This is a genomic window from Jiangella endophytica (assembly GCF_003427025.1).
GTDB lineage: Bacteria > Actinomycetota > Actinomycetes > Jiangellales > Jiangellaceae > Jiangella > Jiangella endophytica.
The window spans coordinates 191,678-214,662 of the sequence record NZ_QVAI01000011.1 but is presented as its reverse complement, the minus strand read 5'-3'; the positions used below and the strand labels follow the sequence as shown (position 1 = coordinate 214,662).

The 22,985-nt window shown below is 73.7% G+C and carries 21 protein-coding genes and 1 pseudogene; 12 read left to right on the top strand and 10 right to left on the bottom strand.

All coding sequences use genetic code 11. The features are described from left to right. Positions 1 to 20 precede the first annotated feature (20 nt). On the bottom strand, positions 21 to 620 hold the full coding sequence (locus tag DZA62_RS22075; RefSeq protein WP_116951092.1) for a uridine kinase family protein: 600 nt from the start codon (positions 618 to 620) through the stop codon (positions 21 to 23). Next, the gene (locus DZA62_RS22070; RefSeq protein WP_408619359.1) at positions 620 to 1,807 is read right to left on the bottom strand and encodes an amino acid deaminase/aldolase; all 1,188 of its coding nucleotides are present in this window, start codon (positions 1,805 to 1,807) and stop codon (positions 620 to 622) included. The genes DZA62_RS22075 and DZA62_RS22070 overlap by 1 nt, the downstream gene beginning before the upstream one ends. Positions 1,808 to 2,019: 212 nt before the next feature. Here DZA62_RS22070 and DZA62_RS22065 point away from each other — a divergent pair, with 212 nt between their 5' ends. Further along, complete coding sequence (locus tag DZA62_RS22065) at positions 2,020 to 2,529, top strand: SixA phosphatase family protein (protein ID WP_116951091.1); 510 nt, start codon at positions 2,020 to 2,022, stop codon at positions 2,527 to 2,529. A 110-nt stretch (positions 2,530 to 2,639) separates the two neighbouring features. Here the strand turns inward: DZA62_RS22065 and serB are convergent, their stop codons facing one another. Together serB and DZA62_RS35855 are read right to left on the bottom strand one after the other, a co-directional pair. Next, on the bottom strand, positions 2,640 to 3,872 hold the full coding sequence (gene serB / locus DZA62_RS22060; protein ID WP_116951090.1) for a phosphoserine phosphatase SerB: 1,233 nt from the start codon (positions 3,870 to 3,872) through the stop codon (positions 2,640 to 2,642). Between the two features lie 14 nt (positions 3,873 to 3,886). Beyond that, positions 3,887 to 4,642, bottom strand: coding sequence for a hypothetical protein (locus DZA62_RS35855; RefSeq protein WP_157987830.1), 756 nt, complete (start codon positions 4,640 to 4,642; stop codon positions 3,887 to 3,889). A gap of 101 nt (positions 4,643 to 4,743) precedes the next feature. On the opposite strand from DZA62_RS35855, the gene DZA62_RS22050 reads away from it, so the two are divergent. The 9 genes and pseudogenes from DZA62_RS22050 to DZA62_RS22010 all read left to right on the top strand — a co-directional run bounded on the left by DZA62_RS22050 (position 4,744) and on the right by DZA62_RS22010 (position 16,321). After that, the gene (locus tag DZA62_RS22050; RefSeq protein ID WP_116951088.1) at positions 4,744 to 5,556 is read left to right on the top strand and encodes an ABC transporter ATP-binding protein; all 813 of its coding nucleotides are present in this window, start codon (positions 4,744 to 4,746) and stop codon (positions 5,554 to 5,556) included. Positions 5,557 to 5,565: 9 nt separating this feature from the next. Continuing rightward, positions 5,566 to 6,033, top strand: coding sequence for an NfeD family protein (locus tag DZA62_RS22045; RefSeq protein WP_116951087.1), 468 nt, complete (start codon positions 5,566 to 5,568; stop codon positions 6,031 to 6,033). A 62-nt stretch (positions 6,034 to 6,095) separates the two neighbouring features. After that, positions 6,096 to 7,002, top strand: a pseudogene (locus DZA62_RS22040) (SPFH domain-containing protein); the annotation flags it as partial. 364 nt (positions 7,003 to 7,366) lie between these two features. Further along, a complete protein-coding gene (locus DZA62_RS22035) occupies positions 7,367 to 8,119 on the top strand; it encodes a sulfite exporter TauE/SafE family protein (protein ID WP_116951085.1) in 753 nt (250 codons plus the stop codon). After that, positions 8,116 to 8,937, top strand: a complete 822-nt coding sequence (locus DZA62_RS22030) for a TrmH family RNA methyltransferase (protein ID WP_198664048.1) — start codon at positions 8,116 to 8,118, stop codon at positions 8,935 to 8,937. Before DZA62_RS22035 ends, DZA62_RS22030 begins: the two co-directional genes overlap by 4 nt. 53 nt (positions 8,938 to 8,990) lie before the next feature. After that, entirely contained in the window at positions 8,991 to 12,032 is a 3,042-nt protein-coding gene (locus tag DZA62_RS22025) for a hypothetical protein (protein ID WP_116951084.1), read from the top strand. Beyond that, positions 12,029 to 14,716 (top strand): ABC transporter permease, encoded by a 2,688-nt coding sequence (locus tag DZA62_RS22020; RefSeq protein ID WP_157987829.1) that lies wholly within the window; start codon positions 12,029 to 12,031, stop codon positions 14,714 to 14,716. The genes DZA62_RS22025 and DZA62_RS22020 overlap by 4 nt, the downstream gene beginning before the upstream one ends. Continuing rightward, entirely contained in the window at positions 14,713 to 15,633 is a 921-nt protein-coding gene (locus DZA62_RS22015) for an ABC transporter ATP-binding protein (RefSeq protein WP_116951082.1), read from the top strand. Before DZA62_RS22020 ends, DZA62_RS22015 begins: the two co-directional genes overlap by 4 nt. Then, positions 15,626 to 16,321 (top strand): ABC transporter ATP-binding protein, encoded by a 696-nt coding sequence (locus DZA62_RS22010; RefSeq protein ID WP_116951142.1) that lies wholly within the window; start codon positions 15,626 to 15,628, stop codon positions 16,319 to 16,321. The genes DZA62_RS22015 and DZA62_RS22010 overlap by 8 nt, the downstream gene beginning before the upstream one ends. A 371-nt stretch (positions 16,322 to 16,692) precedes the next feature. On the opposite strand, the gene DZA62_RS22005 is transcribed toward DZA62_RS22010, so the two are convergent. Continuing rightward, complete coding sequence (locus DZA62_RS22005) at positions 16,693 to 16,902, bottom strand: hypothetical protein (RefSeq protein WP_116951081.1); 210 nt, start codon at positions 16,900 to 16,902, stop codon at positions 16,693 to 16,695. A 114-nt stretch (positions 16,903 to 17,016) separates the two neighbouring features. On the opposite strand from DZA62_RS22005, the gene ku reads away from it, so the two are divergent. Beyond that, entirely contained in the window at positions 17,017 to 17,883 is an 867-nt protein-coding gene (gene ku, locus DZA62_RS22000; protein WP_232827561.1) for a non-homologous end joining protein Ku, read from the top strand. A 21-nt stretch (positions 17,884 to 17,904) separates the two neighbouring features. On the opposite strand, the gene DZA62_RS21995 is transcribed toward ku, so the two are convergent. The 3 genes from DZA62_RS21995 to DZA62_RS21985 form a co-directional block, all read right to left on the bottom strand. Beyond that, the gene (locus DZA62_RS21995) at positions 17,905 to 18,375 is read right to left on the bottom strand and encodes a hypothetical protein (protein WP_157987828.1); all 471 of its coding nucleotides are present in this window, start codon (positions 18,373 to 18,375) and stop codon (positions 17,905 to 17,907) included. Between the two features lie 102 nt (positions 18,376 to 18,477). Next, positions 18,478 to 19,353 carry an NUDIX hydrolase gene (locus tag DZA62_RS21990; protein ID WP_116951078.1) on the bottom strand — a complete coding sequence of 292 codons (876 nt, stop codon included), beginning with the start codon at positions 19,351 to 19,353 and terminating at the stop codon, positions 18,478 to 18,480. Continuing rightward, positions 19,350 to 19,826: a DUF6328 family protein gene (locus DZA62_RS21985; protein ID WP_116951077.1), complete on the bottom strand. Its 477-nt coding sequence runs from the start codon at positions 19,824 to 19,826 to the stop codon at positions 19,350 to 19,352. Before DZA62_RS21985 ends, DZA62_RS21990 begins: the two co-directional genes overlap by 4 nt. Before the next feature lie 116 nt (positions 19,827 to 19,942). On the opposite strand from DZA62_RS21985, the gene DZA62_RS21980 reads away from it, so the two are divergent. Beyond that, positions 19,943 to 21,013: a hypothetical protein gene (locus DZA62_RS21980; protein WP_116951076.1), complete on the top strand. Its 1,071-nt coding sequence runs from the start codon at positions 19,943 to 19,945 to the stop codon at positions 21,011 to 21,013. On the opposite strand, the gene DZA62_RS21975 is transcribed toward DZA62_RS21980, so the two are convergent. Continuing rightward, positions 21,010 to 22,332, bottom strand: coding sequence for a WD40 repeat domain-containing protein (locus DZA62_RS21975; protein ID WP_116951075.1), 1,323 nt, complete (start codon positions 22,330 to 22,332; stop codon positions 21,010 to 21,012). The two genes, DZA62_RS21980 and DZA62_RS21975, sit on opposite strands and share 4 nt — an antisense overlap. A gap of 2 nt (positions 22,333 to 22,334) precedes the next feature. Further along, the gene (locus DZA62_RS21970) at positions 22,335 to 22,832 is read right to left on the bottom strand and encodes a SigE family RNA polymerase sigma factor (RefSeq protein ID WP_116951074.1); all 498 of its coding nucleotides are present in this window, start codon (positions 22,830 to 22,832) and stop codon (positions 22,335 to 22,337) included. Positions 22,833 to 22,985 lie beyond the last annotated feature (153 nt).

Here is a 22,985-nt window from a genome sequence, read left to right as displayed (position 1 = left end):
AACCGAGAACGGGCGGCGGCTCAGACTCCGGATGTAGCGACGACCTCGCGCGACGGGTCGTGCGGGACCGGCGACGCGGTGTCGATGCGCAGGTCGGCCCGCTCTCGGGTGCGCTCGGCCGCGAACAGGACGGCCTCCTGACGGGCCCAGCGCTCCCAGTGCGGCCGGAAGCCGTCGCCGTCGCGATCGAAGCCGCGCTCCTGGCGTACGTCGTGCGGCGCCTCGACCCACAGCAGCAGCGCGAGGTACGGCGCGCCGGGCGTGGAACCGCTGCCGCACCCCTCGACGACGAGGAACGGTGCGGCGGGGACGTCGACCCGGCCGGCCCAGCGGTCCGCGTGCCAGTCCCACCGCCGGTACCTGGCCGGCCGGCCCTCGGCCAGCGGCCGCAGCACCTCCGACGCGACCGCGGCAGCGGCGTGCGCGAGCCCGTCCCAGCCGGGATAGAGATCGTCCATGTGCACGACGGGCGCGTCGTCGAGCCGGGCCGCGAGCCGCGCCGCCAGCGTGGTCTTGCCGGAACCGGCCGGGCCGTCGACGGCGACCACCGTCGTCGACCCGGCCCGGGGCGCCAGCCCGCGAACCCGCGCGGCCAGCGCGTCGAAACTGAGAACGGCCACTACAGGAAGGTCTTGCCGTCCCCGCGGTACGTGGCGATGGTGTCGACCAGCCGCTCGCCGCGCACGAGGTAGTACTGGTCGAACCGCTCCGACAGCTCACCGGCCTTGGCGTGCCGGAACCAGACGCGGTCGCCGATGGCGAGGTCGTCGGCGGGGGAGCCGAGCAGCGGGGTCTGTGCCTCGCCGGCGCCCTCGTCCTTGTCCAGCGTCAGGCCCTCGGGCAGCCACGGCACCGGCAGGCGGTCGTCGCCGGCGGCACCGCTGGCGATGTAGCCGCCGCCCGCGACGGTGACGATGCCCGGACCGGGGCGGCGCACCACCGGTACCGCGAAGAACGCCGCCGGGCGCGGCGAGAAGCTGGTGTAGCCGTCGAACAGCCGCGGCGCCAGCAGCCCGGACCCGGCCGTCACCTCGGTGATCGACACGTCCGACACGGTCCGCTCGACCGAACCGCTGCCGCCGCCGTTGACGAACTCGAGGTCGGCGAGCTTGCGGACCGCCTCGACCGCCGCGACGCGCCGATCGGACAGCTCGGCCCACGACCGTTTCTGCATGGACCGCACCATGCGCCCGCGCCAGCCGCGTCCGGGCGGGGCGTCCTGGACGCCGGCGATCTGCGACTCGTAACCCATGACGCCGACCAGCCGGAACCCCGGCCGCGACTGCACCGCGTGGGCGAGCCGGACGATGTCGTCGACGGAGTGCAGCGGCGACCGCTTCGCGCCGACCCGCAGCCGGCCGCCCACGGGCCGCCACGACAGGTCCAGCTCGAGGCAGACCCGGATGTCGACCCGCCCGTCGGACGGCGCCACCGCGTCGACGAGGTCGAGCTGCGCGACGTCGTCGACCATGAGCGTGATGCCGGCGGCCAGCTCTTCGTCGCCGGCCAGCCGGGCCAGGCCGCGGCGGTCGGCGGTGGGATACCCGACGACGACGTCGGAGCTGAGCTCGGTGCCCACGAGCCACAGCGCCTCGGACAGCGTCAGCGCCAGCACGCCGTGGAACCCGTCGCGTCCCAGCACGTCGCGCAGCAACGCCCGGCTGCGCAGCGACTTGCTGGCGACGCGGATCGGCTTGCCCGCCGCGCGCCGGACGAGGTCGGAGGCGTTGACGTCCCACGCCTCCATGTCGATGGCGGCGAGCGGCGCCTCGAACCCGGCCGTGGCCGTGTTGAGCCGATGCCGCAGGTCGGCCCGCGAGCTGGCGACCGGCGGGGCCGCCGGGTCGGGGGCGGCCGGCGGCGGCGGGACGTCGGGCACGGCGGCATCGGCTTCGGGCACGGTGATCTCCACAGCGAATCCTTACCAGATCGGGACGATCGTGGCCATGGGGCCATCGCGGGCAATCGACGGACGACCCCATCCTGCCGCAAGGTACTAGAGCCCCTAGGCTTGCGTGGATGGCGAGGACCCTCGTGCTCATCCGGCACGCCAAGGCGGAGCACCCGGACGACCGCGACGACCACGGCCGCGCGCTCGCCGGCCAGGGTCGCCGCGACGCTCCGGTCATCGGCCGCTGGCTGCACGCTCAGGACGTCCAGGTGCAGGTCGCCGTGGTGTCGAGCGCCAAGCGAACGCGGCAGACGTACCAGCTGCTGGCGGCCGAACTGCCCGGCGCGCCCGATCCCGTCGTCACCGACGACGTCTACTACGCGTCGGCCGGTGATCTGCTCGAGATCGTCCGGGCGCTGCCGCCGGAGGTCGCGTCGGCCGTGATCGTCGGGCACAACCCCGGCATCGGCATGCTGGCCAACGCGCTCGACGACGGCGACTCCGCGGTCGAGGACACCGCGCGCATGCGGGCCGGCTTCCCGACGTCGTCGGTCGCGGTGTTCACCGTCGGCGGCGACTGGGCCGCGGTCGACCCGGGCGGCGTCCGGCTGGTCGGTTACACGGTCGCCCGCGGCTGACCCCGCGAGCCGGGAATGATCACGTCAAGTTGGCGTCCTCCCGCTTCGCGCGGCATGCATGCCTGGTGAAGCGGGAGCACCCCCACTGAACGTGATCAACTCGGGGTGGGTCAGCGCAGCGGTGGCGCGGGGGTCGGGGTGCCGTCGGCGGCGTCGGCGGCCTCGATGTCGTCGCGGCTGATGCCGAGCAGGTAGAGGATCGCGTCGAGGTACGGGACGTTGACGGCGGTGTCGGCGGCGCTGCGGACGATCGGCTTGGCGTTGAACGCGACCCCCAGTCCGGCAGCGGCGATCATGTCGAGGTCGTTGGCGCCGTCGCCGACCGCCACGGTCTGCGACAGCGGGATGCCCTCGACGGCGGCGAACCGGGCCAGCGCGGCGGCCTTGCCGGGCCGGTCCAGGATGGGCCCGACCAGCCCGCCCGTCAGTACGTCGTCGGCGATCTCGAGCGTGTTGGCGGCGGAGTAGTCGATGCCGAGCTCGTCGGCCAGCGGGTCGGTGATCTGCGAGAACCCGCCGCTGACGATGGCGCACTTGTAGTCGAGCCGCTTCAGCGTGCGCACCAGAGTCCGCGCGCCCGGAGTCAACTGCACGGCAGCGCGCACCTCGGCGACGGCGGACGCGGGCAGCCCGGCGAGCAGCCGGACCCGTTCGCGCAGCGACGCCGCGAAGTCCAGCTCGCCCTGCATGGCCCTCGCGGTGACGGAGGCGACCTGGTCGAGCACGCCGGCCTTCTCGGCCAGCATCTCGATGACCTCGCCCTGCACGAGGGTGGAGTCGACGTCCATGACGACCAGCCGCTTGGCCCGGCGCAGCAGGCCGGACGGCTGGACGGCGACGTCGGCGCCTTCGGCCAGCGCGACGGCGGCGACGTCGGCCCGCAACCGGGCGGGGTCGGCGCCGGACACCTCGAACTCGATCGACGTGACCGGGTACGACGCCAGCCGCACGATGCGGTCGATGTTCGCGCCGGCCTTCGCGACGGCGTCGGTGAGTGCCGCGACCGCGCCGGGCCGCAGCGGGGAGCCGAGGACCGTGATGTGCGCGCGGCCCGGCGGGCGGCGGTGGTCGCCGTGGCCGGGCGCCAGTTCGACCTCGACGCCGAGCTGCTCGCCGAGCGAGGTCAGCGACCCGCGCAGCGCGGTGTCGGACTGCGCGGCGCCCGAGGGATTCAGCAGCACTGCCAGCACCAGGCGGCCGCGGACGGTCACCTGCTCGACGTCGAGCACCTCGACGTCGTGCGCGGACAACGTCGCGAACAACCGGGCGGTCAGACCGGGGCGGTCGCGCCCGGTGAGGGTGACCAGCAGGGTGGTGGCGGGGGGTTCCGGTGGCAGGCTCATCGCAAGCCGCAACGCTATCGTGCGGCCAGCGCGTTGCACGCGGCGGCCAGGGCCGATCGCGACGCCCGCTCCAGCGGCGTCAGCGCCGCCCGCCGCGACGTGGCCTCGGCCGTGGTGACCGCCCCGCCGTCGTCGCCGAGCGCGAACCGGACGACGGCGAGCAGCCGGGCCGCCTTCGCCGCCAGGGCCTGCGCCTGCTGCGGGAACGCGCGCGGCAGCGGGTCGGACTCGCGGTTGGCGCGGATGTCGCCGAGCAGCGCCTCGACCTCGGGCCGCCACGACGGCACGTCGAGGTCGGTGAGGATCGACCCGGCGGCCAGCAGCGCGGTCGTCAGCTCGCGGTCGGCCTCGGCCAGCGACGGACCCGGCGGCGCCGGCTGTGCGTCGCGCACCATCCAGGTGACCAGGTGCCCCTGGTCGCCCGGCGGGCCGAACGTGCGGACGTCGGGCACCATCGCGTACGGGGCGCCCTCGGCGATGACCGCCTCGCCGGCGTCGACGGCGTAGCCGTTGAGGTCGGCCGGGCCGCCCAGGCCGCTGGGGTCGCCCGGTGCGGGCAGCGCGACGAGGAACGCCGTGACACCGGCGCCGCGCAGTGCCCGCAGCGCCTCGGACAGCCCGGTCGAGGTGGCGCTGCCGGGGACGTCGACGGCGTCGTGCGGCTCGTCGTCGGCGCGGACGCGGTCGACGACGTCGTCGAGGCTTGCCTCGTTCCGCAGCCAGGCCGTGCCCCACGCGGCGAGGCGGGCGGATCGGGGGAGGGTGACCATGACCTCAGAGCCTACGACCCGCCCGATAGAGTCGGGCGGGGGTTCCGGGACGAGCACGTCACGGGCTTCGTCCGCAGTCACCGAGGGAGCCGGTCCACGCGATGTCCGATGTGCTGGAACTTGCCGACGTCACGCTCGTGCGCTCGGGCAACCGCCTGCTCGACGAGGTCACCTGGGCGGTGGCCGACGGCGAGCGCTGGGTCATCCTCGGGCCCAACGGCGCGGGCAAGACCACCCTGCTGCAGATCGCCGCCGCCCAGATGCACCCGACCAGCGGCTACGCCGCCGTGCTCGGCGAGATGATGGGCGCCGTCGACGTGTTCGAGCTGCGGCCGCGCATCGGCATCACCAGCGCCGCGCTGGCCGAGCGCATCCCGCGGCAGGAGTCGGTGCTCGACGTCGTGCAGACCGCCGCGTACGGCGTCGTCGGCCGGTGGCGCGAGTCGTACGAGAGCCTCGACGACGAGCGGGCCCGCTGGCTGCTCGAGCGCATGGGCATCGGGCAGCTCGCCGAGCGTACGTTCGGCACCCTGTCCGAGGGCGAGCGCAAGCGCACCCAGCTGGCCCGCGCGCTGATGGCCGACCCCGAGCTGCTGCTGCTCGACGAGCCCACCGCCGGCCTCGACCTCGGCGGCCGCGAGACGCTGGTCGCGACGCTCGGCGAGATCGCGGCCGACCCCGCCTCGCCGGCCACCGTGCTCGTCACCCACCACGTCGAGGAGATCCCGCCCGGGTTCACCCACGCGCTGCTGCTGGCCGGCGGCCGGGTGGTGGCCGCCGGACCGATGGGCGACGTGCTCACCGACCAGCACCTGACCACCGCGTTCGGGCTGCCCCTGCGGGTACGCCACGAGGACGGGCGGTGGTCCGCGCGCGCGGTCTTGGGCGAGCGGGACACCGTCCCCGCGCAATAGACTGAGACCATGCAGGGATTCCTTGACTGGCTCGGCGACCACGACTGGGTCGCCTGGCTCGGTCTGGCGTTCGTGCTCGGCATCGTCGAGACCACCACGGTCGACCTGATCTTCCTCATGCTGGCCGGCGGTGCGCTGGCCGGTGCGCTCGCGGCGGCCGTCGGCATCGACGCGCTGTGGCTGCAGATCGTCATCGCCATCGCCGTCAGCGTCGCGCTGCTCGGGTTCGTCCGGCCGGTCGCCAAGCGGCACCTGCGCACCAGCGGCAGCACCCGCACCGGCGCCGCCGCGCTGGTCGGCCGCAAGGGCGTCGTCGTCGAGACGGTCGACTCCGAGAGCGGCCTCATCAAACTGGCCGGCGAGATCTGGACCGCTCGCAGCTACGACGGCACCTCGGTCATCGAGGCGGGCCGCGACGTCGACGTCATCGAGATCCAGGGGGCCACGGCGCTCGTGTTCGAGGCCGACCCGCGATAGACCCGTCACTGATAGGTTTTCCGCGACTCGCCCGGCCACACGGAAACTCGGAAGGTCAATTCATGGAAGCCGGTCAGATATTCGTTCTCCTCGTCGTCATCCTCTTGGCCATCTTCGTGCTGGTGACGCTGGCCAAGTCGGTGCGCATCGTGCCTCAGGCACGGGCCGGCATCGTCGAGCGGCTGGGCCGCTACCAGCGCACGCTCGACCCCGGCCTGACGGTGGTCGTGCCGTTCATCGACCGCGTGCTGCCGCTGCTGGACCTGCGCGAGCAGGTCGTGTCGTTCCCGCCGCAGCCGGTGATCACCCAGGACAACCTGGTGGTCTCGATCGACACCGTCATCTACTACCAGGTGAACGACCCCAAGGCGGCGACCTACGAGATCGCCAACTACATCCAGGGCATCGAGCAGCTGACCGTCACCACGCTGCGTAACGTCATCGGTGGCATGGACCTCGAGCGCACGCTGACCAGCCGCGAGGAGATCAACAACGCGCTCCGCGGCGTCCTCGACGACGCCACCGGCAAGTGGGGCATCCGGGTGAACCGGGTCGAGCTGAAGGCCATCGACCCGCCGCCGTCCATCCAGGACTCCATGGAGAAGCAGATGCGCGCCGACCGCGACAAGCGTGCGGCGATCCTCAACGCCGAGGGTGTGCGGCAGTCGCAGATCCTCACGGCCGAGGGCCAGAAGCAGTCCGCCATCCTCACCGCCGAGGGTGACAAGCAGGCGCAGATCCTGCGTGCCGAGGCCGACAAGCAGGCGCAGGTCCTGCGCGCCGACGGTGAGGCGAAGGCCATCGGCGCCGTGTTCGACGCCATCCACCGCGGCAACCCCGACCAGAAGCTGCTGGCCTACCAGTACCTGCAGATGATGCCCGAGATCGCGAAGGGCGACTCCAACAAGGTCTGGATCGTGCCCAGCGAGTTCGGCAAGGCGCTGGAGGGCCTCGGCGACGCGGTCGGCCGGTTCGGTTCCGGCTTCGCGCCGGGCGCCATCCCGGCCGACGACAGCGCCGCCGAAGAGGTCGAGGCCGCCGCGCGGGCGGCCGCCGCCGAGGGCGAGGCGGCCGCTGCCGCCGCGGCCGAGGAGGTCCGGCTGGCGCTGCAGGCGGCCGAGGTCGCGTCCGACCCGACCAAGCCGCTGCCGCCGGCCGAGGTCGACGTCAGCGAGCACGACGAGGACTCCGCGTCCGACGGCGCGTCCGGCGACGACGAGCGCGGCCCGGCCGACGACGGCCCTGCGCTGGGGCGCGACCTGACCACCGACCCCGGTGACGAGCCGCCCACGACCCCGCCGACGCCGCCCGCTCCGCCCGCGCCTCCGGCAGGGTGAGCCTGCTCGACGTCGTCGCGATCGTCTCGGCCGGGTTCGCCGCCGGTGCGATCAACGTCGTCGTCGGCTCCGGGACGATGATCACGTTCCCGACGCTGCTGGCGCTGGGCTACCCGCCTGTGGTGGCCAACGTGTCCAACACCGTCGGGCTGGTCCCGGGCTCCGTCATGGGGGCCTGGGGCTATCGCGAGGAACTGCGCGGCCAGCGCGACCGGGTGCTCCGGTTCGGGCTGGCCGCGATCATCGGTGGCGCCGGCGGCGCGGTGCTGCTGCTGGCGCTGCCGCCCGGCGCGTTCGAGGCCATCGTGCCGATCCTGATCGTCCTCGCCTGTGTGCTGGTGGCGGCGCAGCCGTGGATCTCCGGGCGGCTGAAGGAGCGGCCGGCCGGGCGTGAGCACGGCGGTCCGGTGGTGTGGCTGCTGGTGCTGCTGACCGCGGTGTACGGCGGCTACTTCGGCGCCGCGCAGGGCGTGCTGCTGCTCGCCGTCCTCGGCCTGGCGCTGTCCGACTCGCTGCAGCGGCTGAACGCCGTGAAGAACGTGCAGGCCGGGCTGGTGAACCTGGTCGCCGGGCTGGTGTTCATGGTGGTCGCCGACGTCGACTGGGCGGTGGCCGGGCTGATCGCGCTCGGCTCCGCGGCCGGCGGGCTGGTCGGTGCGCGCGTGGGCCGGCGGCTGTCGCCGCTGGTGCTGCGCGTGGTCATCGTCGTGGTCGGCTCGGTCGCCGTCGTCGTGCTGGTGCTGCGGTGACGGGCGACGCGGGGCCGCGGCTGGTCGAGATCGCCGGTGTCGACGACCCCCGGCTGGCCGACTACGTCTCGCTGCGCGACGTCCAACTGCGCACGTCGCTGGAGGCCGAGCACGGGCTGTTCCTGGCCGAGGGTGAGAAGGTGGTGCGCCGCGCGCTGGCCGCGGGCTACCGGCCGCGCTCGTTCCTCATGGCGCCACGCTGGGTCGAGGGGCTGTCCGACGTGCTCGCCGCGGCCGGGGACGTCCCCGTCTACGTCGCGCCGGAGCCGGTCATCGAGGGCGTCACCGGCTTCCACGTGCACCGCGGCGCGCTGGCGTCGCTGCACCGCCGGCCACTGCCGCCGCTGGAGTCCGTGCTGGAGCGGGCCGGGCGGGTGGTCGTGCTGGAGGACCTGGTCGACCACACCAACGTCGGCGCGATCTTCCGCTGCGCGGCGGCGCTGGGCTGGGACGCCGTCCTGCTCGGGCCGCGCTGCGCCGACCCGCTCTACCGGCGCGCCGTCAAGGTCTCGATGGGCACGGTGTTCTCCGTCCCGTACACGCGGGTGCAGGAGTGGTACGACGCTCCCGCGGCGCTGGCAGCGGCCGGGTTCGAGACGCTGGCGCTCACGCCGGCCGACGACGCCGTCGACCTCGCCGAGGTCGTGCCGGCGGAGCGGACGGCCCTGCTGGTCGGCGGCGAGGGGCACGGGCTGTCCGCGCGCTGGATGGCGGCGGCGGAGCGTCGGGTGCGCATCCCGATGGAGGCCGGCGTGGATAGTCTCAATGTGGCCGCAGCGACCGCGGTGGCCTGTTATGCCCTGCGTCGTCCCGGGTAGTCTGTGCCGATCATGCGTGGGGGAAACGGTTGCCAGGCCGGTGAGCACGGCTGATGCGGGTCAAGCGCGCGCGGGCCCATGCCGCCGTCGTGGCGACGGTGGCCGCCTGGGTGTTCGTGGTGGCGGCGGTGACCACCGGGCTGGTCGGCTATCTGGTCGTGGCCAGCCAGGACGGCGTCCGTGAGGCGCTGCGCGACGCGCCCCCGGCGGAGGCGGCCGTGCAGGCCGTCACCCGGCTCGGCCCCGACGCGACCGGCCAGGACGACGCGGTCCGCGAGGTCGTCGCCGCGCGGTCCGGCGGCGCGCCGCTGGACGTGTACCGCAGCCTGGCCGGCGGCGAGGAGACCCTCGCCGTGCCCGGCAGCGACGAGGACGCCCGCGGCGTCCTGACCGTCTACGAGGGCCTCGAGGAGCACGCGGAGCTGGTCGCCGGCGCCTGGCCGGCCGATGGCGCGGGCACCGAGGCGGCCCTGCACGCCACCGCCGCCGAGGCGCTCGGCCTGGCCGCGGGCGACGAGATCACCGTCGGCGAGACCCGGGTCCTGGTCACCGGCACCTGGCTGCCCGCCGACCCCGCCGACCCGTTCTGGTTCGGCGAGCCGATAGAGGTGGCCGGCGTCGACGGGTCCGCCTACGGGCCGTTCGTGGTCACCGAGGACGCGCTGACCTCCGTCGAGGCGACGCCGCGGGTGCGGTGGCGCATCACGCCGCAGGCCGACGCCATCACGCCGGGGCAGGTCGCCGCCCTGGCCGATACGCTGCCGCGTCTGATCGGCGCGCTCGAGGACGACGAGCGGGTGAGCGTCCGCGGCGTCGCGGCCAGCGGCGACCTCGCCGCCACCGCGGCCGCCCTGGACGACGACGTCGCCCGCGGCACCAGCGTCTCGGCCGTGCCTCTGGTCGTCCTGGTGGCCGTCGCGATCGTCACCGGCGCCCAGGTGGCCCGGTTGCTCGGCGTGGTCCGCGAGGTCGAGACGACGCTGCTGCGCTCGCGCGGGATGTCCGCCGGTCAACTGGTGTGGTGGTCGGTGCTGGAGTCGGTGGCCGTGGTCGTGCCGGCCGCGGCGCTCGGCGCGGCCGCGACGGTGGCCGCGCTGCGTGCCGGCGGCGGACCGGCCGTCGACACCGCGATCGCCTCCTGGTGCGCTGCCGGCGTCGCCGTCGGCACGCTCGTGCTGCTGGTGGCCGGCGCCGCCGCGACCGCCCGCCGCCGCGTCCAGGACACCGTCGCGTTCACCAGCCGCCGCGCCACCGGGGCGATCGGCTGGACCTTCGCCGCGGTCGCGCTGATCGCCGCCGCCGTCGCGATCTGGCAGCTGCGCCGCTACGGCGCGGGCGACGGGGCGTCCGAGAGCAGCAGTGCTGATCTTCTGGCCACACCCGGTCCGGCGCTGGCGCTGCTGGCCTGCGCGGCGCTCGCGCTGCTCGCCGTCCCGTTCCCGCTGGCGCTGGCCGAGCGGGCGTTGTCCGGCCGCCGCCGGCTGGGGCTGCTGCTGCCGGCCTGGCAGGTGACCCGCCGGCTGCCGGTCTACGCGTCGGTGGTCGTGCTGGTGGTGGTGACGTCGGGCGCCGGCGTGCTCGCGGCGTCGTACTCCGCCACGTGGACCGGTCTGCAGGAGGATCTGGCCGACGTGCGCTCCGGCGCCGACGTGCGGGTGACCTTCGACCGCGCCGGGCCACTCACGCCGACCCGGCCGGCCGAGTCCGCCGAGCCGTTCCAGCGGGTCGACGGCGCCGGCGAGGCCGTCGGCGTGCTGTCCACCGGCGCCCGCATCGGCGACGAGAGCACCGCGCTGCTGGCGATGCCGGCCTACGGGCTGCGCGACGTGGTCGAGGGCCGCGACGACGTGTTCCCCGCGGGGCGGGTCGCCGACCAGGTCGCGCCGGAACGGCCGCGGCTCACCGGCTTCGAGCTGCCGGCCGGCACCGAGCGGCTGGAGGTGGACGTCAGCGATGTCTCCGCGCTGACCCTGCTGGTCGCCGACGCCGACGGTGTGTTGGCCCAGGCCGTCGTCCAGGACGGCGTCGCGGAGCTGCCCGCCGGGTTCGAGACCGTCGTCGCCGCCGACCTCGCCGTCTCGCACTCCGGCCCGGCCGAGCCGGCCGTGACGGCGCTGCGGGCGGTCGACGGATCCGGCGCGACCACCGACGTGCCGCTCGGGGACGTCGGGCCGTGGGGACCACAGCCGCGCGCCAGTCGTCTCGTCGGACCGGACATCGCCCCTGGCGCCGTCTCCGCGGTGTCGGCCTCGTTCCTGGCCGTTCCCGGCGCGACCGTCCGGCTGATGCCGGAGGGTGACCCGGGCGAGCCGATTCCCGTCGTCGCGTCGCAGGCGGCGCTGGATCGCTTCGGCCTGCAGGTCGGCGACCCGGTCAGCATGCACGTCGTCGGCTCCAAGATCGACGGTCTGGTGGCGGCGTCGGTGCCGGTGGTGCCCGGTGTGGCCGAGCCGGTCGCGTTTGTCGCCGACCTGCCGAGCCTCACCGAGGGACTGCTGCGCGTCGCCTCTCGTCCGCAGCGCATCACCGAGGTGTGGATGAGCGCCGGCGGCGGTGACGCCGCCGGGCTGGCGGCGGCGGTCGGCGACGCCGGGCTGGCCGCCGCGGCCCAGCTGACCGACCGCGAGACGGTCCGGTCCGGGCTGCTGGACCACGGCCTCGCCCGGCACGTCGTGCCGGCGTTCTGGTCGGTGGCCGGGGCCGCGATCGTGCTGACGGCGATCGGCGCCATCGCCTCGGCGACGACGTTGCAGCGGCAGCGGCGCGGCGAGCTGGCCGTTCTGCGGGTCGTCGGAGTGGCGCCGTCGGAGCAGGCCAGGTCGCGGCGCATCGAGCAGGCCGGGATGGGACTCCTGGCGATGGTGGCGGGCGGGGTGGGCGGGCTCGTCGTCGCGGCCCTGACCGTGGCCGTGCTGGCCAGGGCGGCCACGTCCGGCGTGCCGCAGACGCTGGATCCGGTCGGCGGGACGAGCCTGGGCGCGCTGGCGCTGTTCGGGATCGTGCTGGGCGCGGTGGTCGCGGCGGTGGCGCTGCTGCACGCCTCGCGCGCGGGCCGTGACGCTGCGCTGGCCGTCCCAGGGGAGGAGCGGCGATGAGCCGGGGTCTGGGGACCGGGCGGTTGTTCCGCCGGCAGTTCCTCGCCGACCGCGCCGCGGCGCTGGTCGTCGTCGGCGTCGTGTTCGTCCTGGCGTTCGTGGCCGCGGCGCTGCCGCGGCTGACCGAGCAGGTGCTCACCGACGACCTGCGCTCGGAGATGGCCGGCACGCGGCCGGTGCTGCGTGACGTGACGTCGGTGGCCGCGGTGCCGCCGCCCATGGGCGACGACGGTGACCTCTGGGGGCCGCTCGACCGATCGATCGCCGCGGTCCGCGACGGCGCTCCGGAGCCCGTTCGCGCGGCCACCGGGCCGGGCCGGTTCGTCGTCACCTCGCCGATCTGGCGGGTCGAGGTGCGGGCGTTCGACAGCGTCACGAACCTCCTGCCGACCGCCGACCCGTACTGGGCCGAGACCGTCCGCGTGGTCGAGGGCGAGCCGCCGGCACCGGTCACCGGACCGGTCACGCCCGGCGAGCCGCTGGTCGTCGACGTCATGGTGGAGCGGTCCTCGGCCGAGGACGTCGGCTGGACGATCGGCACCGTCACGCCGGCGTTCGAGCCGGTCAGCATGCTGCGGATCGCGTATCGGCTGTCCGGCGTGTACGAGCCGCTGGATGCCGACGCGCCGGCGTGGGCGCACCACCGCGCCGCGCTGGCGCCCGAGGTCTTCGACGACTGGGACCTCGGCCGGGTGCTGACCGTCGCCGGGTATGTCGACCCGGAGTCCTGGGCGGCGCTCGCACCCGTGCTCGGGTCCCCGATCGAGACCCGGCTCTGGTACCCGGTGGACGTCTCGTCGGCTCGGGCGGACTTCACCGTGCCGCTGCGCGACGCGCTGAGCCGGTTCATCGCCGCCGCGCCGCCGGTCGGCGCCGGGACGGGCCAGTACGGCAATCCGTTCGCCCCGATCCTCACCACCGGCTCGGTCGACGTCCTGGACCGGGTGGCCGAGCGGCACGAGAGTTCCCAGGCGGTCATGGCGATCGTGGCGGCCGGCCCGTTCGGCGTCGCGCTGGCGGTGCTGGCGCTGGCCGCACGCCTGATGGTCGAGCGACGGCGTTCCGCGCTGGCGCTGATCGGCGCCCGGGGTGCGTCGCCGCTGCAACTGCGGCTGCTGATGGTGACGGAGGGCGTGCTGCTCGGGCTGCCGGCCGCCGCGCTGGCCACGGTGCTCGTCGCCTGGTTCGTCGACGGCGTCGGCGGGGCCGCCGGGATGGTGCTGCCGCTGATCGTCGGGCTGGCGCCGGCCGTGCTGCTGCCGCTGGCCGCGCGCCCGAAGGGGCTGCGCGCCGTCCGCCGCGACCTCGGGCTGGGTCGCCCGTCGCGGGCCCGCAAGCTGGTCGAGGGGCTGGCCGTCGGCGCGGCGGCCGCCGCCTGCCTGGCGCTCAACGCCCGGGGGCTGGATGCCGGCGGCGCGGGCGTCGACCCGCTCACCGCCGCCACGCCGCTGCTGCTCGCGTTGGCCGTCAGTGTGCTGGTCATGCGGCTGTACCCGCGGCCGATGGCGACGCTGGGCCGGGTGCTCGGCGGCCGCCGGGGCACCGTCGCCTACCTCGGGACCGCGCGGGCCGTCCGCGACCCCGTCGCCGGGTTCGTCCCGATGCTCGCGTTGGTCGTCGGCATGTCGATCGCCGCGTTCTCGATCGTCGTCTGGTCCACCACCGAGCGGGGCATCGAGCAGACCGCATGGCAGCAGGTCGGCGCGGATGTCCGGGTGGCCGGCCCGCCGCTGTCCGAGGACGAGCTCGCCGCCGTCGCGGACCTGCCGGGTGTCGACGCCGTCGTGCCCGTCGTGACGACCGGGCCGACGTTGTTCAAGGTCGGTCCCATCGACAACCGCATCCCGCTCTACGTCGTCGACGTCGACGCCCTCAACGCGCTGCGTGCCGCCGGGACCGCGCTGGACCCGTTGCCGTCCGGTCTGACCACACCGGGGCCGGACGGCGCGATCCCGCTGCTGGTCGCCGACGGGGTCGTCGACGACGACGTCACGGGCACGCTGTCGCTGAGCGAGCGGCTGGACGCCGTCGTCGCCGGAACCTCCGGTCCGATCGCCGGGCTGACGACGGGCAGCCAGTGGATGCTGGTCGACCGCGGCGTGCTCGAGGACGCCGGCCTGCCGATCATCCCGCCACGGATCACGCTGGTCGACCTCGGTTCCGGCGGCAGTGCTTCCGCCGTCGGCGCGGAGCTGGGGGAGCGGACGGTGACGACGCCCGCGTCGGCGATCGAGGACCTGCGCGGCCCGGTGACCGACGGCACGGCCCGGGCCATCGTCGGCGCCATCGCGCTCACCGGGGTGTTGTGCGCGGCCGCGGTCGTCCTCACCATGGTGGTGGGCGCCCCGTCCCGCGGCCGGCTGCTCTCGCAACTGCGCACGCTGGGACTGTCCGGCCGGCAGGGCGAGGGCCTGGTGGTCTGGGAAGCCGCGCCCGTGGCGGCGGTGTCGCTGGTGACCGGGCTGGTGCTGGGTGTGGCGCTGCCGTGGGCGGTGCTCTCCGGCGTCGACCTCCGGTCGCTGACCGGCGGCGGAGAGCAACCGGCGGTGCACCTGCCGTTCGGGCTGCTCGGCCTCGTGACGCTGGGCTTCGTGCTGGTGGTCGGAGCGGCGGTGGTGGTGTCGGTGCTGACGGGACGGCGACTGGCCCCGTCCGGCGTGCTACGGATTGGTGACGAGACGTGACAGAACTCCTGCAGGACGACCGGACCGACCGGCGCGACATCGTGTGCGAGGACGTCGTGCGCATCTACACCGCCGAGGGTGTCGAGGTGCAGGCGTTGCAGGGCCTCAACCTGCGCATCGACGCGGGCGAGGTGGTCGCGGTCGTCGGGGCGTCCGGGTCGGGCAAGTCCACGCTGCTGAACATCCTGTCCGGGCTGGACACGCCGACCGCCGGGGTCGCGAAGGTCGCCGGGCACGACATGCTGACGATGAAGGGCCGTGAGCGGGTCCGGTACCAGCGGCACACCGTCGGTTTCGTCTGGCAGCAGGCGTCGCGCAATCTGCTGCCGTACCTCACGGCCGCCGAGAACCTCGCCGTCCCGGCCGCCATCGCCCGGTCGAAGAGCCGCGCGGCGCGGATCGATCTGCTGCTCGACGCGATGGGCGTGGGGCACTGCCGCGACCGCCGCCCCGCCGAGATGTCCGGCGGCGAGCAGCAGCGTGTCGCGATCGCCGTCGCGCTGGTCAACGACCCGCGGGTGCTGCTGGCCGACGAGCCCACCGGCGAGCTGGATGAGGCGACGTCGGCCGACGTGTTCGAGGCGATCCGCCGCGCGAACACCGAGTTCGGCGTGACGGTCCTGGTGGTGACGCACGATCAGGCCGTCGCCGGGCACGTCGGGCGGACGGTGCAGATCCGCGACGGCCGCACGGCCACGGAGATCCTGCGGCGCACCGAGCTCGACGAGCACGGTCAGGAGCAGCACATCGCCGAGGAGTTCGCCGTCCTGGACCGCGCCGGCAGGCTCCAGCTGCCCGACGACTTCGTGGGGCAGCTGCAGCTGCAGGACCGCGTCCGGCTGGCGCTGGAACCGGACCACATCGGCGTGTGGCCGGACGAACGGGAACGTCGTGGAGAAGGGGTCGCCGGTGAGTGAGAACCACGCCGTCCGCGCGGTCGCCGTGGGCCGGGTCTTCGGCAGCGGCGCTCGTGAGGTGCACGCCGTCCGCGCGGTCGACCTCGAAGCACACCCCGGTGAGCTGCTGGTGGTGAAGGGGCCGTCCGGGTCGGGGAAGACCACCCTGCTGAACATGCTCGGTGCGCTGGACCGGCCGACCAGCGGCCAGGTGTTCGTCGGCGACCTCGAGGTGTCGGCGATGAGCGAGAAGGAGCTCGTCCCGGTGCGGCGGCACCAGATCGGCTACGTCTTCCAGTCGTTCGGGCTGATCCCGATCCTCACCGCCGCCGAGAACGTCGAGATCCCGTTGCGGCTGCAGGAACTGGACCCGGTCGCGCGGGCCGCGCGGGTCGCCGACCTGCTGGCGCTGGTGGGGCTGGGCGGCCACGCCGAACAGCGGCCGTACGAGCTGTCCGGCGGGCAGCAGCAGCGGGTCGGCATCGCGCGGGCGCTTGCGGGCGATCCGGGCGTGCTGATCGCCGACGAGCCGACGGCGCAGCTGGACACCAGGACCGGCGCCTCGGTGATGGAGCTCATCCACGACCTCGTGCGGCGGCGCGGCACGACCGCGATCGTCGCCACGCACGACCCCGCCCTGATGGCGCAGGCCGACCGCACGGTCGAGCTCCGCGACGGCCAGGTGGTGGACGCCGCGGCAGCGGCGTAGTCGCACGGGCTCTCGTGGGGCGGTGCTCTCGTTCGCCGGTGTTCGACCGTTGGCCGTCCCCCTGCTGCCCGATTCTCCTGCCGCGCACGACCGCGGCCGAGAACGGGCAGCTATCAGGGGGACGGGGCGAGTCTGGGCACGCCTCGGGGTGCACGGGCGTGGTCCCGGGGCGTGTGACGCGGCGTTGGTGCCTGTGGACAGCGGTGATCATCAACGATCGCGTACGTCGCTAGGCGTGCTCCCGCTCCACCAGGCATGCATGCCTCGCAGAGCGAACACAGTCCTGGGCAAGGCCCCCGAAATCGTCGGGGAATCTCATCCAGTGGACACACCGCGGCAGCAGCCCGGCCGCCGCCTCCGGCTCGGTGTCGTCAGACGGCGACGGGCTGGAAGATGGACTCGATGAGCGGCAGGTCGCCGTTGAAGACGGCCGCCGAGCACTCCCGGCAGGCGAATTCCACGCCCAGTCCGCCCGGGACCTTGTCGAATTCGGTCTCCGCGTCGCATTCACCGCACCAGGCCGTGAGGGACCCGATGAGCAGTTCGGGCGCCGCGACGTTCAGGTTGCGTGTTGCCCTCATGTTCCGAGAGTGACACGCGGGCCGGACCGGACCCAGGAGGCGCGCCGGGGCCGGTAGGAGCCACACTAGGCTGGACGGGCACGATGGATGAGGTGCCGGCGGACGGAGTGGAACATGCCTGTGCAGACGGTCTGGAAGGGCTCGATCTCGTTCGGGCTGGTGTCGATCCCGGTCCGGCTGGTGTCGGCCACGCAGGAGAAGGACGTCAGTTTCCGGCAGGTGCACGCCGCCGACGGGGGGCGTGTCCGCTACAAGCGCGTCTGCGAGGCCGGCGGGCATGAGGTCGCCTACGCCGACATCGCCAAGGGCTACGAACTGCCCGGCGGCCAGCTGGTGGTGCTCACCGACGAGGACTTCGAGGACCTCCCCATCTCGTCCTCACGGTCGGTCGAGGTGCTCGGGTTCGTGCCGTTCTCGCAGATCGACCCCACGTCGCTGAACCGCGCCTACTACGCCGAGCCCACCGGCGACACCAAGCCGTACGCGCTGCTGCGCGACTCCCTGGAGCGCTCCGGCCGGGTCGGCGTCGTCAAGGTGGCGCTGCGCAACAAGGAGCGCCTGGCGGTGCTGCGCTCGTTCGAGGGCACGCTGATCGTGCAGACCATGCTGTGGCCCGACGAGATCCGCAAGCCCGAGTTCGACTTCCTCGGCGAGGACATCGAGGTCCGCAAGCAGGAGATGGCGATGGCCGAGTCCTACATCGACACCCTCTCCGGCGACTTCGACCCCGAGGAATACCACGACGACTACCGCGAGGCGCTGCTGAAGGTGGTCGAGGCCAAGGCCGAGGGCGCCGAGGTCGTCGCGCCGCCGGAGGCCGCGCCGGCCGAGGGCAAGGTCGTCGACCTCATGGAGGCGCTGCGCCGCAGCGTCGAGGAGGCCAAGCAGAACCGAGCGGCGGGCAAGGCCGAGGCCGAGGAAGCGCCGGCTCCGGCGAAGAAGACGGCGAAGAAGGCGGCCGCCAAGCGCAAGTCCGCCTGACGGCCGCCGGTGCGGGAGGGTTCAGCAGGAACCGACCTTCCGATAGCCGATCCAGAACTCGCCTCGGCTGTTGACGCTGGCGTTGGTCCCGAACGTCGTGGCTGTGTGCGCGCCGACGACGCGCCCGATGCGTCCCTGCGACGCCTTGTCGATGTCGACGTAGGGCCGGCCCCAGATGTTCTTGTTGAAGGTCGCGGAGGCGTCGTTCGACCAGGCGCCCGCCGTGCCGCTGGTCCAGCAGGCCCGCCCGGTGGAGATCACGCGCAGGACGAGGTCGCCGTTGCCCTGCATGCGGACCAGGTAGTTGCCGTTGCAGATCGCCTTCCCGTTGCCGAGGGTCCCGGCGAACGAGGTGCCGACGCAGCCGGCCACCCGCGGAGAGGCGGCGGTGTCGGGCTGGGCCGTCGCCGGCGTGGCGCCGAAGTGCAGGAGCGCCAGGCCGAGCATGGCCGTGAGGAGTGCCGTGAGTCGGTGAGGACGTAGCCGGGACATGTCGTTCCCCTTCCTGTGGAGGTCGAGGCGGCCGATCGGCCGCCTCGACCCAGGGAACGACTCGCGATCTTCAGAATCTCTTCAGATCTGTGTCTGCGCCGCTCAGCGCCCGCCGTGGACGATCTCGAACAGGGTGGAAGGGCCGATGCTGCGGCCGCCCGCGTCGGCGACGCGGCCGCGTAGCTCCCGGTCGGCCGTCACGACGACGACGTGGTCCTGCGGCCGCTCGGCGGCGGCCGACGCGACAGCGGTGGTGACGGCGTCGTCGCCGCTGCCGGGCGCGTCGATGACCGTGACGCCGTCGAGCGACCCGACCCCGCGGGCCCGGCCCTCCGCCACCAGCGTGATGCGCGGCCACCACTGCGTCGCCGGCAGCTCCAGCGCCGCCGCGGGCACCGGCGCCAGCAGCCCCAGCTGGTCGCGCAGCCGCGTCGTCGCGCCCACTCGGTCGCGCCACCAGCCGTCCGGCCGCGAGCCCACCACGTTGGCGGCGTCGACCACCAGCACCAGATCGGACGGCGCGGCGGCGCGGATCCGCGGCCACAGCGCGCCGAACGCCGGCAGCAGCGGCAGCGCCGAGACGTCGTCGAGCGGGATCCAGGTGATGTCGAGGCTCTCGGGGTCGGCCGGCCGCGCCTCGACCGGCCGCGTCGCGCGCGCGACGATCGTCGTGTAGGACCACGGGCCGTGGTCCTCGACCCAGGCGTGGCTGGGTCGCACGGCGTCGGGCGGGACGGCGGCCTCCTCGGCGCTCTCGCGCAGCGCCGCCTCCAGCGCCGTCTCCGACGACGCCCGCGCGCCGCCAGGGGCGCCCCACGTGCCGCCGTGGTGGCTCCAGTGCGCCCGGTGCTGCAACAACACTCCGCGCTCGTCGTCGACCAGCAGCAGCCCCGCGGCGCCGTACCGGCCCCAGTGCCGCTGCCCGCAGGCGCAGTCCACCCAGCCGTCGCCGTCGTGCCGGTGATGGACGAGCGTCAAGACGCGCTCCGCGCGCGCAACCGGCCGGGGATGATGTACCAGAACGTCACGAACCACAGCAGCGCCGCGGCGCTCACGGTGATCGCCAGCCAGCGATCCAGCACGACGTCGAGCGCCAGGAGCAGCCCGCCGCACACGGCGAGCATGAGGAAGAGCAGACCGCCCGCGGTCATCTTGGAAGCCATCGGGATCATTCTGTCGCGAACCCGCCGCCGGAACACGATCCGGTGGAACGACACGGGCGCGATCAGCAGCGCGGTCGACATCGCGGAGAGCACGATCGTCACCGCGTACAGGTCGTGGGTGAACTCGTCGGATTCGCGGAACGGCGTGGTGAAACCGATGGTGAGCAGGAACGCGAACAGGATCTGCACACCGGTCTGGGCGATGCGCAACTCCTGGAGCAGTTCGTTCCAGTGGCGGTCGTAGCGGTCGGCCTGGTCCTCGTCCCGCTTGTAGCGCTGCTCGCTCACCGCTCCTCCTCGTGGGCCCGAGAACCGGATCGTACCCGGACGAAGCGGGAGACATCGGCTGTCGGACGTCCCGGCTGACACGGGTGCGTGTCCGGTGGTCGGTTAGAGTCCGGCACGTGGCTCATCGCGAGGACCTCGCCGATTACGAGCGCCGGTTCCGGCGCAGTGGTCTGCCGCTGTTCATCGAGGACTACAGCGCGAGCGAGGACATCTTCACCCGCGCGGCGCCGTGGCTCGCGCTGGTGTTCCTGGGCGAGATGCTCGCCGCGACCGAGCTGGAGTGGCCGATCCTGCTCAACGTGGCCGCGGCCCTCGGCGGGCTGGCCATCCTGGTCGCCGCGTTCGGGGCGCTCAACCGCATCCGCGGCCGCCGGTTCCTGGAGTTGCCGCGCGAGGTCGGCCGGCCCGAGCTGGTGGCGTTCGTGCTGGTGCCGGCGCTGCTGCCGGTGATCTTCTCCGGTCAGTGGCGGCAGTTCTTCGGCATCATCGCCGGCAACTCGCTGTTCCTGCTGCTGGTCTACCTGGTGGTCGGGTACGGGCTGATCGCGACGGTGGTCTGGGCGCTCAGCCGCATGGCCGACGAGTTGGCCGCGTCGCTGGGGCGGCTGGTCCGGACGCTGCCGCTGCTGCTGATCTTCTCGCTGGTGCTGTTCGTCAACGCCGAGATGTGGCAGATGTTCGGCACCATGCCGCGGGCGTTCGCGCTGGTCGTCATCGGGTTCCTGTTCGGGCTGGGGCTGGTGTTCTTCGCCGTCCGGGCGCCCGGGCTGGTGCGGCAGCTCGAAGGCGACCTCAACGGCGACTCCCGGCCGCTGAGCCGCCGGCAGCGGATCAACGTCGGGCTGACGCTGGTGGTGAGCCAGATCATGCAGGTGTCCGTGGTCAGCCTGGGCGTCGGCGCGTTCTTCGTCGCGTTCGGTCTGTTCGCGGTGACTCCGGAGGTGGGTCAGTCCTGGGCGGGCACGACCGGCTCGTGGGACTATCCGTTCGACCTGTTCGGCCACCCGGTGCACCTGACGGAGACACTGCTTCGGGTGGCCGGCGGGATGGCGGCGTTCACCGGGCTCTACTACGCCATCTCCATCCTCACCGACTCCACCTACCGCGACGAGTTCATGGCCGGCGTGACCGCCGAGATGCGCGGCATCTTCGCCGCCCGGGCCGAGTACCTCGCCCTGCGCGACTAGAACCCGAGGCGGTACGGGATGTCGTAGGTATCCGGGTCGTCGTCGAGGACGGCCGGCTCGGTGGCCAGCTCGCAACTCGCCCGGACGGTGCACCGGACCAGTGCCGCCTCCGCGCTGTCCTGGTAGGCGCTGAACACCACGCTGGTGCCGGACTCCCACACCACCGAGAGTTCGGGCAGCTCGCCCTCGACCCGCAGCAGCTCCGCGCCCGTGCGGGCGTCCAGGACCACGAGGTGCTCGAGGTGGTCCCAGCCGTCCGGATAGCGCGCCGCGGTGTCGAGCATGTCCTGGGTGACGGTGACCTCGTGCTCGTCTCTGGCGATGACGTCGCCGGGCCGAGCGGTCGCGAGGTCCTCGGGGGTCAGCCAGTTCCTCACCGGCTCGGTACCCACGGCGAGGTAGCTGCCGTCGGGGGAGAACGCGAGTGGGTAGCCGTCCCGCAGGGTCCACAGCGTCGCGTCCGAGGCCACGTCGACCACGTCGATGCCGCCGGCGGCTCCCGTCAGGGCGAGCAGGTCACCGGCGGGTGACATCGCGTCCACCGCGGTCTCGTCCCGGTATGGCGTGAGCCCTCCGCCCAGCTCCCAGGTGTGCAGGCCCGACACGGTGTTGGCCCCTGCCTGGACGAGGATCGTGTCGTCGTCGAGGAAGCCCATCGGCCGGGTGCTCGGGCCCGGCACGCCGGGCAGTTCCTCCTGCACCTCACCCGTGGTGGCGTCGGCGACGAGCAGGGTGCTGGTGTCGGTGTCCCGGTCTCCGTTGCTGACCGCCCAGGCGACCCGGGTGCCGTCGGGCGAGACCACCGGGAGCGAGATCGGGCCGCCGGCGATCTCCACGGTGTGGCCGCCGCTCCCCGGGACGAACACGAGCGACCGCTCCGGCTGGTCGAGGCTGAGCTCGTCCCACACCACGAAGCCACCGTCCACCCGACGCAGCGCCGGGTAGTCGGACTCGATGACGTGCGGTGACTGCTCCGTGCCGAAATGCAGGATGCCGGCCGGCTCGTACCAGGGCACTGCCGGCTCCGGACCACGACCGAGGGCGCCGAGGTCGAGCACGACGTCCGGCATCCCCGGCGCCGGCTCCTCGGCCGGCGGCCGGTCGACCGCCGGCGGCTCGGCACTGTCGCGCAAGGAGCTCGGCACGACGACGGCGGCCACCGCGGCGGCCGCCACCACGAGCGCCGCGCCACCGCCGGCGGCGGCACGGGCCAGGCGCCGGGCACGACGTCCACGCCGGATGGCGCCGTCGGCGAAGCCGGGCGGCACGTCCCGGACCGCGTCGTCGACGGTGGTCTTGAGCAGGTCATCGACGTTCATGGTCAGGCTCCGTCCAGGGTCGGTTCGAGGGCGAGGCCCCGCAGCCGGGCGAGGGCCCGGTGCGCCTGGCTGCGGACCGTCCCGGTCGAGCACCCGAGCACCGCGGCGATCTCGCGTTCGGACAGGTCCTCGTAGTAGCGCAGCACCAGCACGGCCCGTTGCCGCGGCGGCAGCTGTCGCAGCAGCTGCAGGACGTCCACGCGGTCGCCGACGGCGCCGGCGAGATCGGGCGCCGCGTTCTCCGGCACGACGTCGACCGGGTCCTCGTGCAGGACCAGCCGCCGGCGCCACCGGCTGATCTGGTCGTTGTAGAGGATCCGGCGGACGTACCCCTCGGGGTCGTCGACCTTGCGCCAGCGGCGGTACAGCTTGGCCAGCGCGCCCTGCACGAGGTCCTCGGCCGTGTGCCGGTCGCCGCACAGCGCGTACGCGGTGCGCAGCAGCGCCAGCGACCGTCCGGCCACGAAGCGCCGGAACTCGTCATCGATCTGCGAATCCACCCTGCCTCCCGTCGTGGGCCGTCACAGCCGAGGACGCGCCACGTGCCCGGAACGCTGCATCGAGATTCCGTCATGGATTCGTCCAATGCAACCGAATCGTCCGCTCGCAGCGTCCTTGAGAGTGAGGCGGGGGAGAACCCGCGGATCGGGGGG

What these genes read in the sequence shown, in the direction of transcription:
- DZA62_RS22050 (WP_116951088.1), top strand. Translation starts at nt 4,744, where the DNA reads ATGTCCGATGTGCTGGAACTTGCCGACGTCACGCTCGTGCGCTCGGGC.
- DZA62_RS22065 (WP_116951091.1), top strand. Translation starts at nt 2,020, where the DNA reads ATGGCGAGGACCCTCGTGCTCATCCGGCACGCCAAGGCGGAGCACCCG.
- serB (WP_116951090.1), bottom strand. Translation starts at nt 3,872, where the DNA reads ATGAGCCTGCCACCGGAACCCCCCGCCACCACCCTGCTGGTCACCCTC.
- DZA62_RS22025 (WP_116951084.1), top strand. Translation starts at nt 8,991, where the DNA reads ATGCGGGTCAAGCGCGCGCGGGCCCATGCCGCCGTCGTGGCGACGGTG.
- DZA62_RS22045 (WP_116951087.1), top strand. Translation starts at nt 5,566, where the DNA reads ATGCAGGGATTCCTTGACTGGCTCGGCGACCACGACTGGGTCGCCTGG.
- DZA62_RS21975 (WP_116951075.1), bottom strand. Translation starts at nt 22,332, where the DNA reads ATGAACGTCGATGACCTGCTCAAGACCACCGTCGACGACGCGGTCCGG.
- DZA62_RS22005 (WP_116951081.1), bottom strand. Translation starts at nt 16,902, where the DNA reads ATGAGGGCAACACGCAACCTGAACGTCGCGGCGCCCGAACTGCTCATC.
- DZA62_RS21995 (WP_157987828.1), bottom strand. Translation starts at nt 18,375, where the DNA reads ATGTCCCGGCTACGTCCTCACCGACTCACGGCACTCCTCACGGCCATG.
- DZA62_RS22020 (WP_157987829.1), top strand. Translation starts at nt 12,029, where the DNA reads ATGAGCCGGGGTCTGGGGACCGGGCGGTTGTTCCGCCGGCAGTTCCTC.
- DZA62_RS35855 (WP_157987830.1), bottom strand. Translation starts at nt 4,642, where the DNA reads ATGGTCACCCTCCCCCGATCCGCCCGCCTCGCCGCGTGGGGCACGGCC.
- ku (WP_232827561.1), top strand. Translation starts at nt 17,017, where the DNA reads ATGCCTGTGCAGACGGTCTGGAAGGGCTCGATCTCGTTCGGGCTGGTG.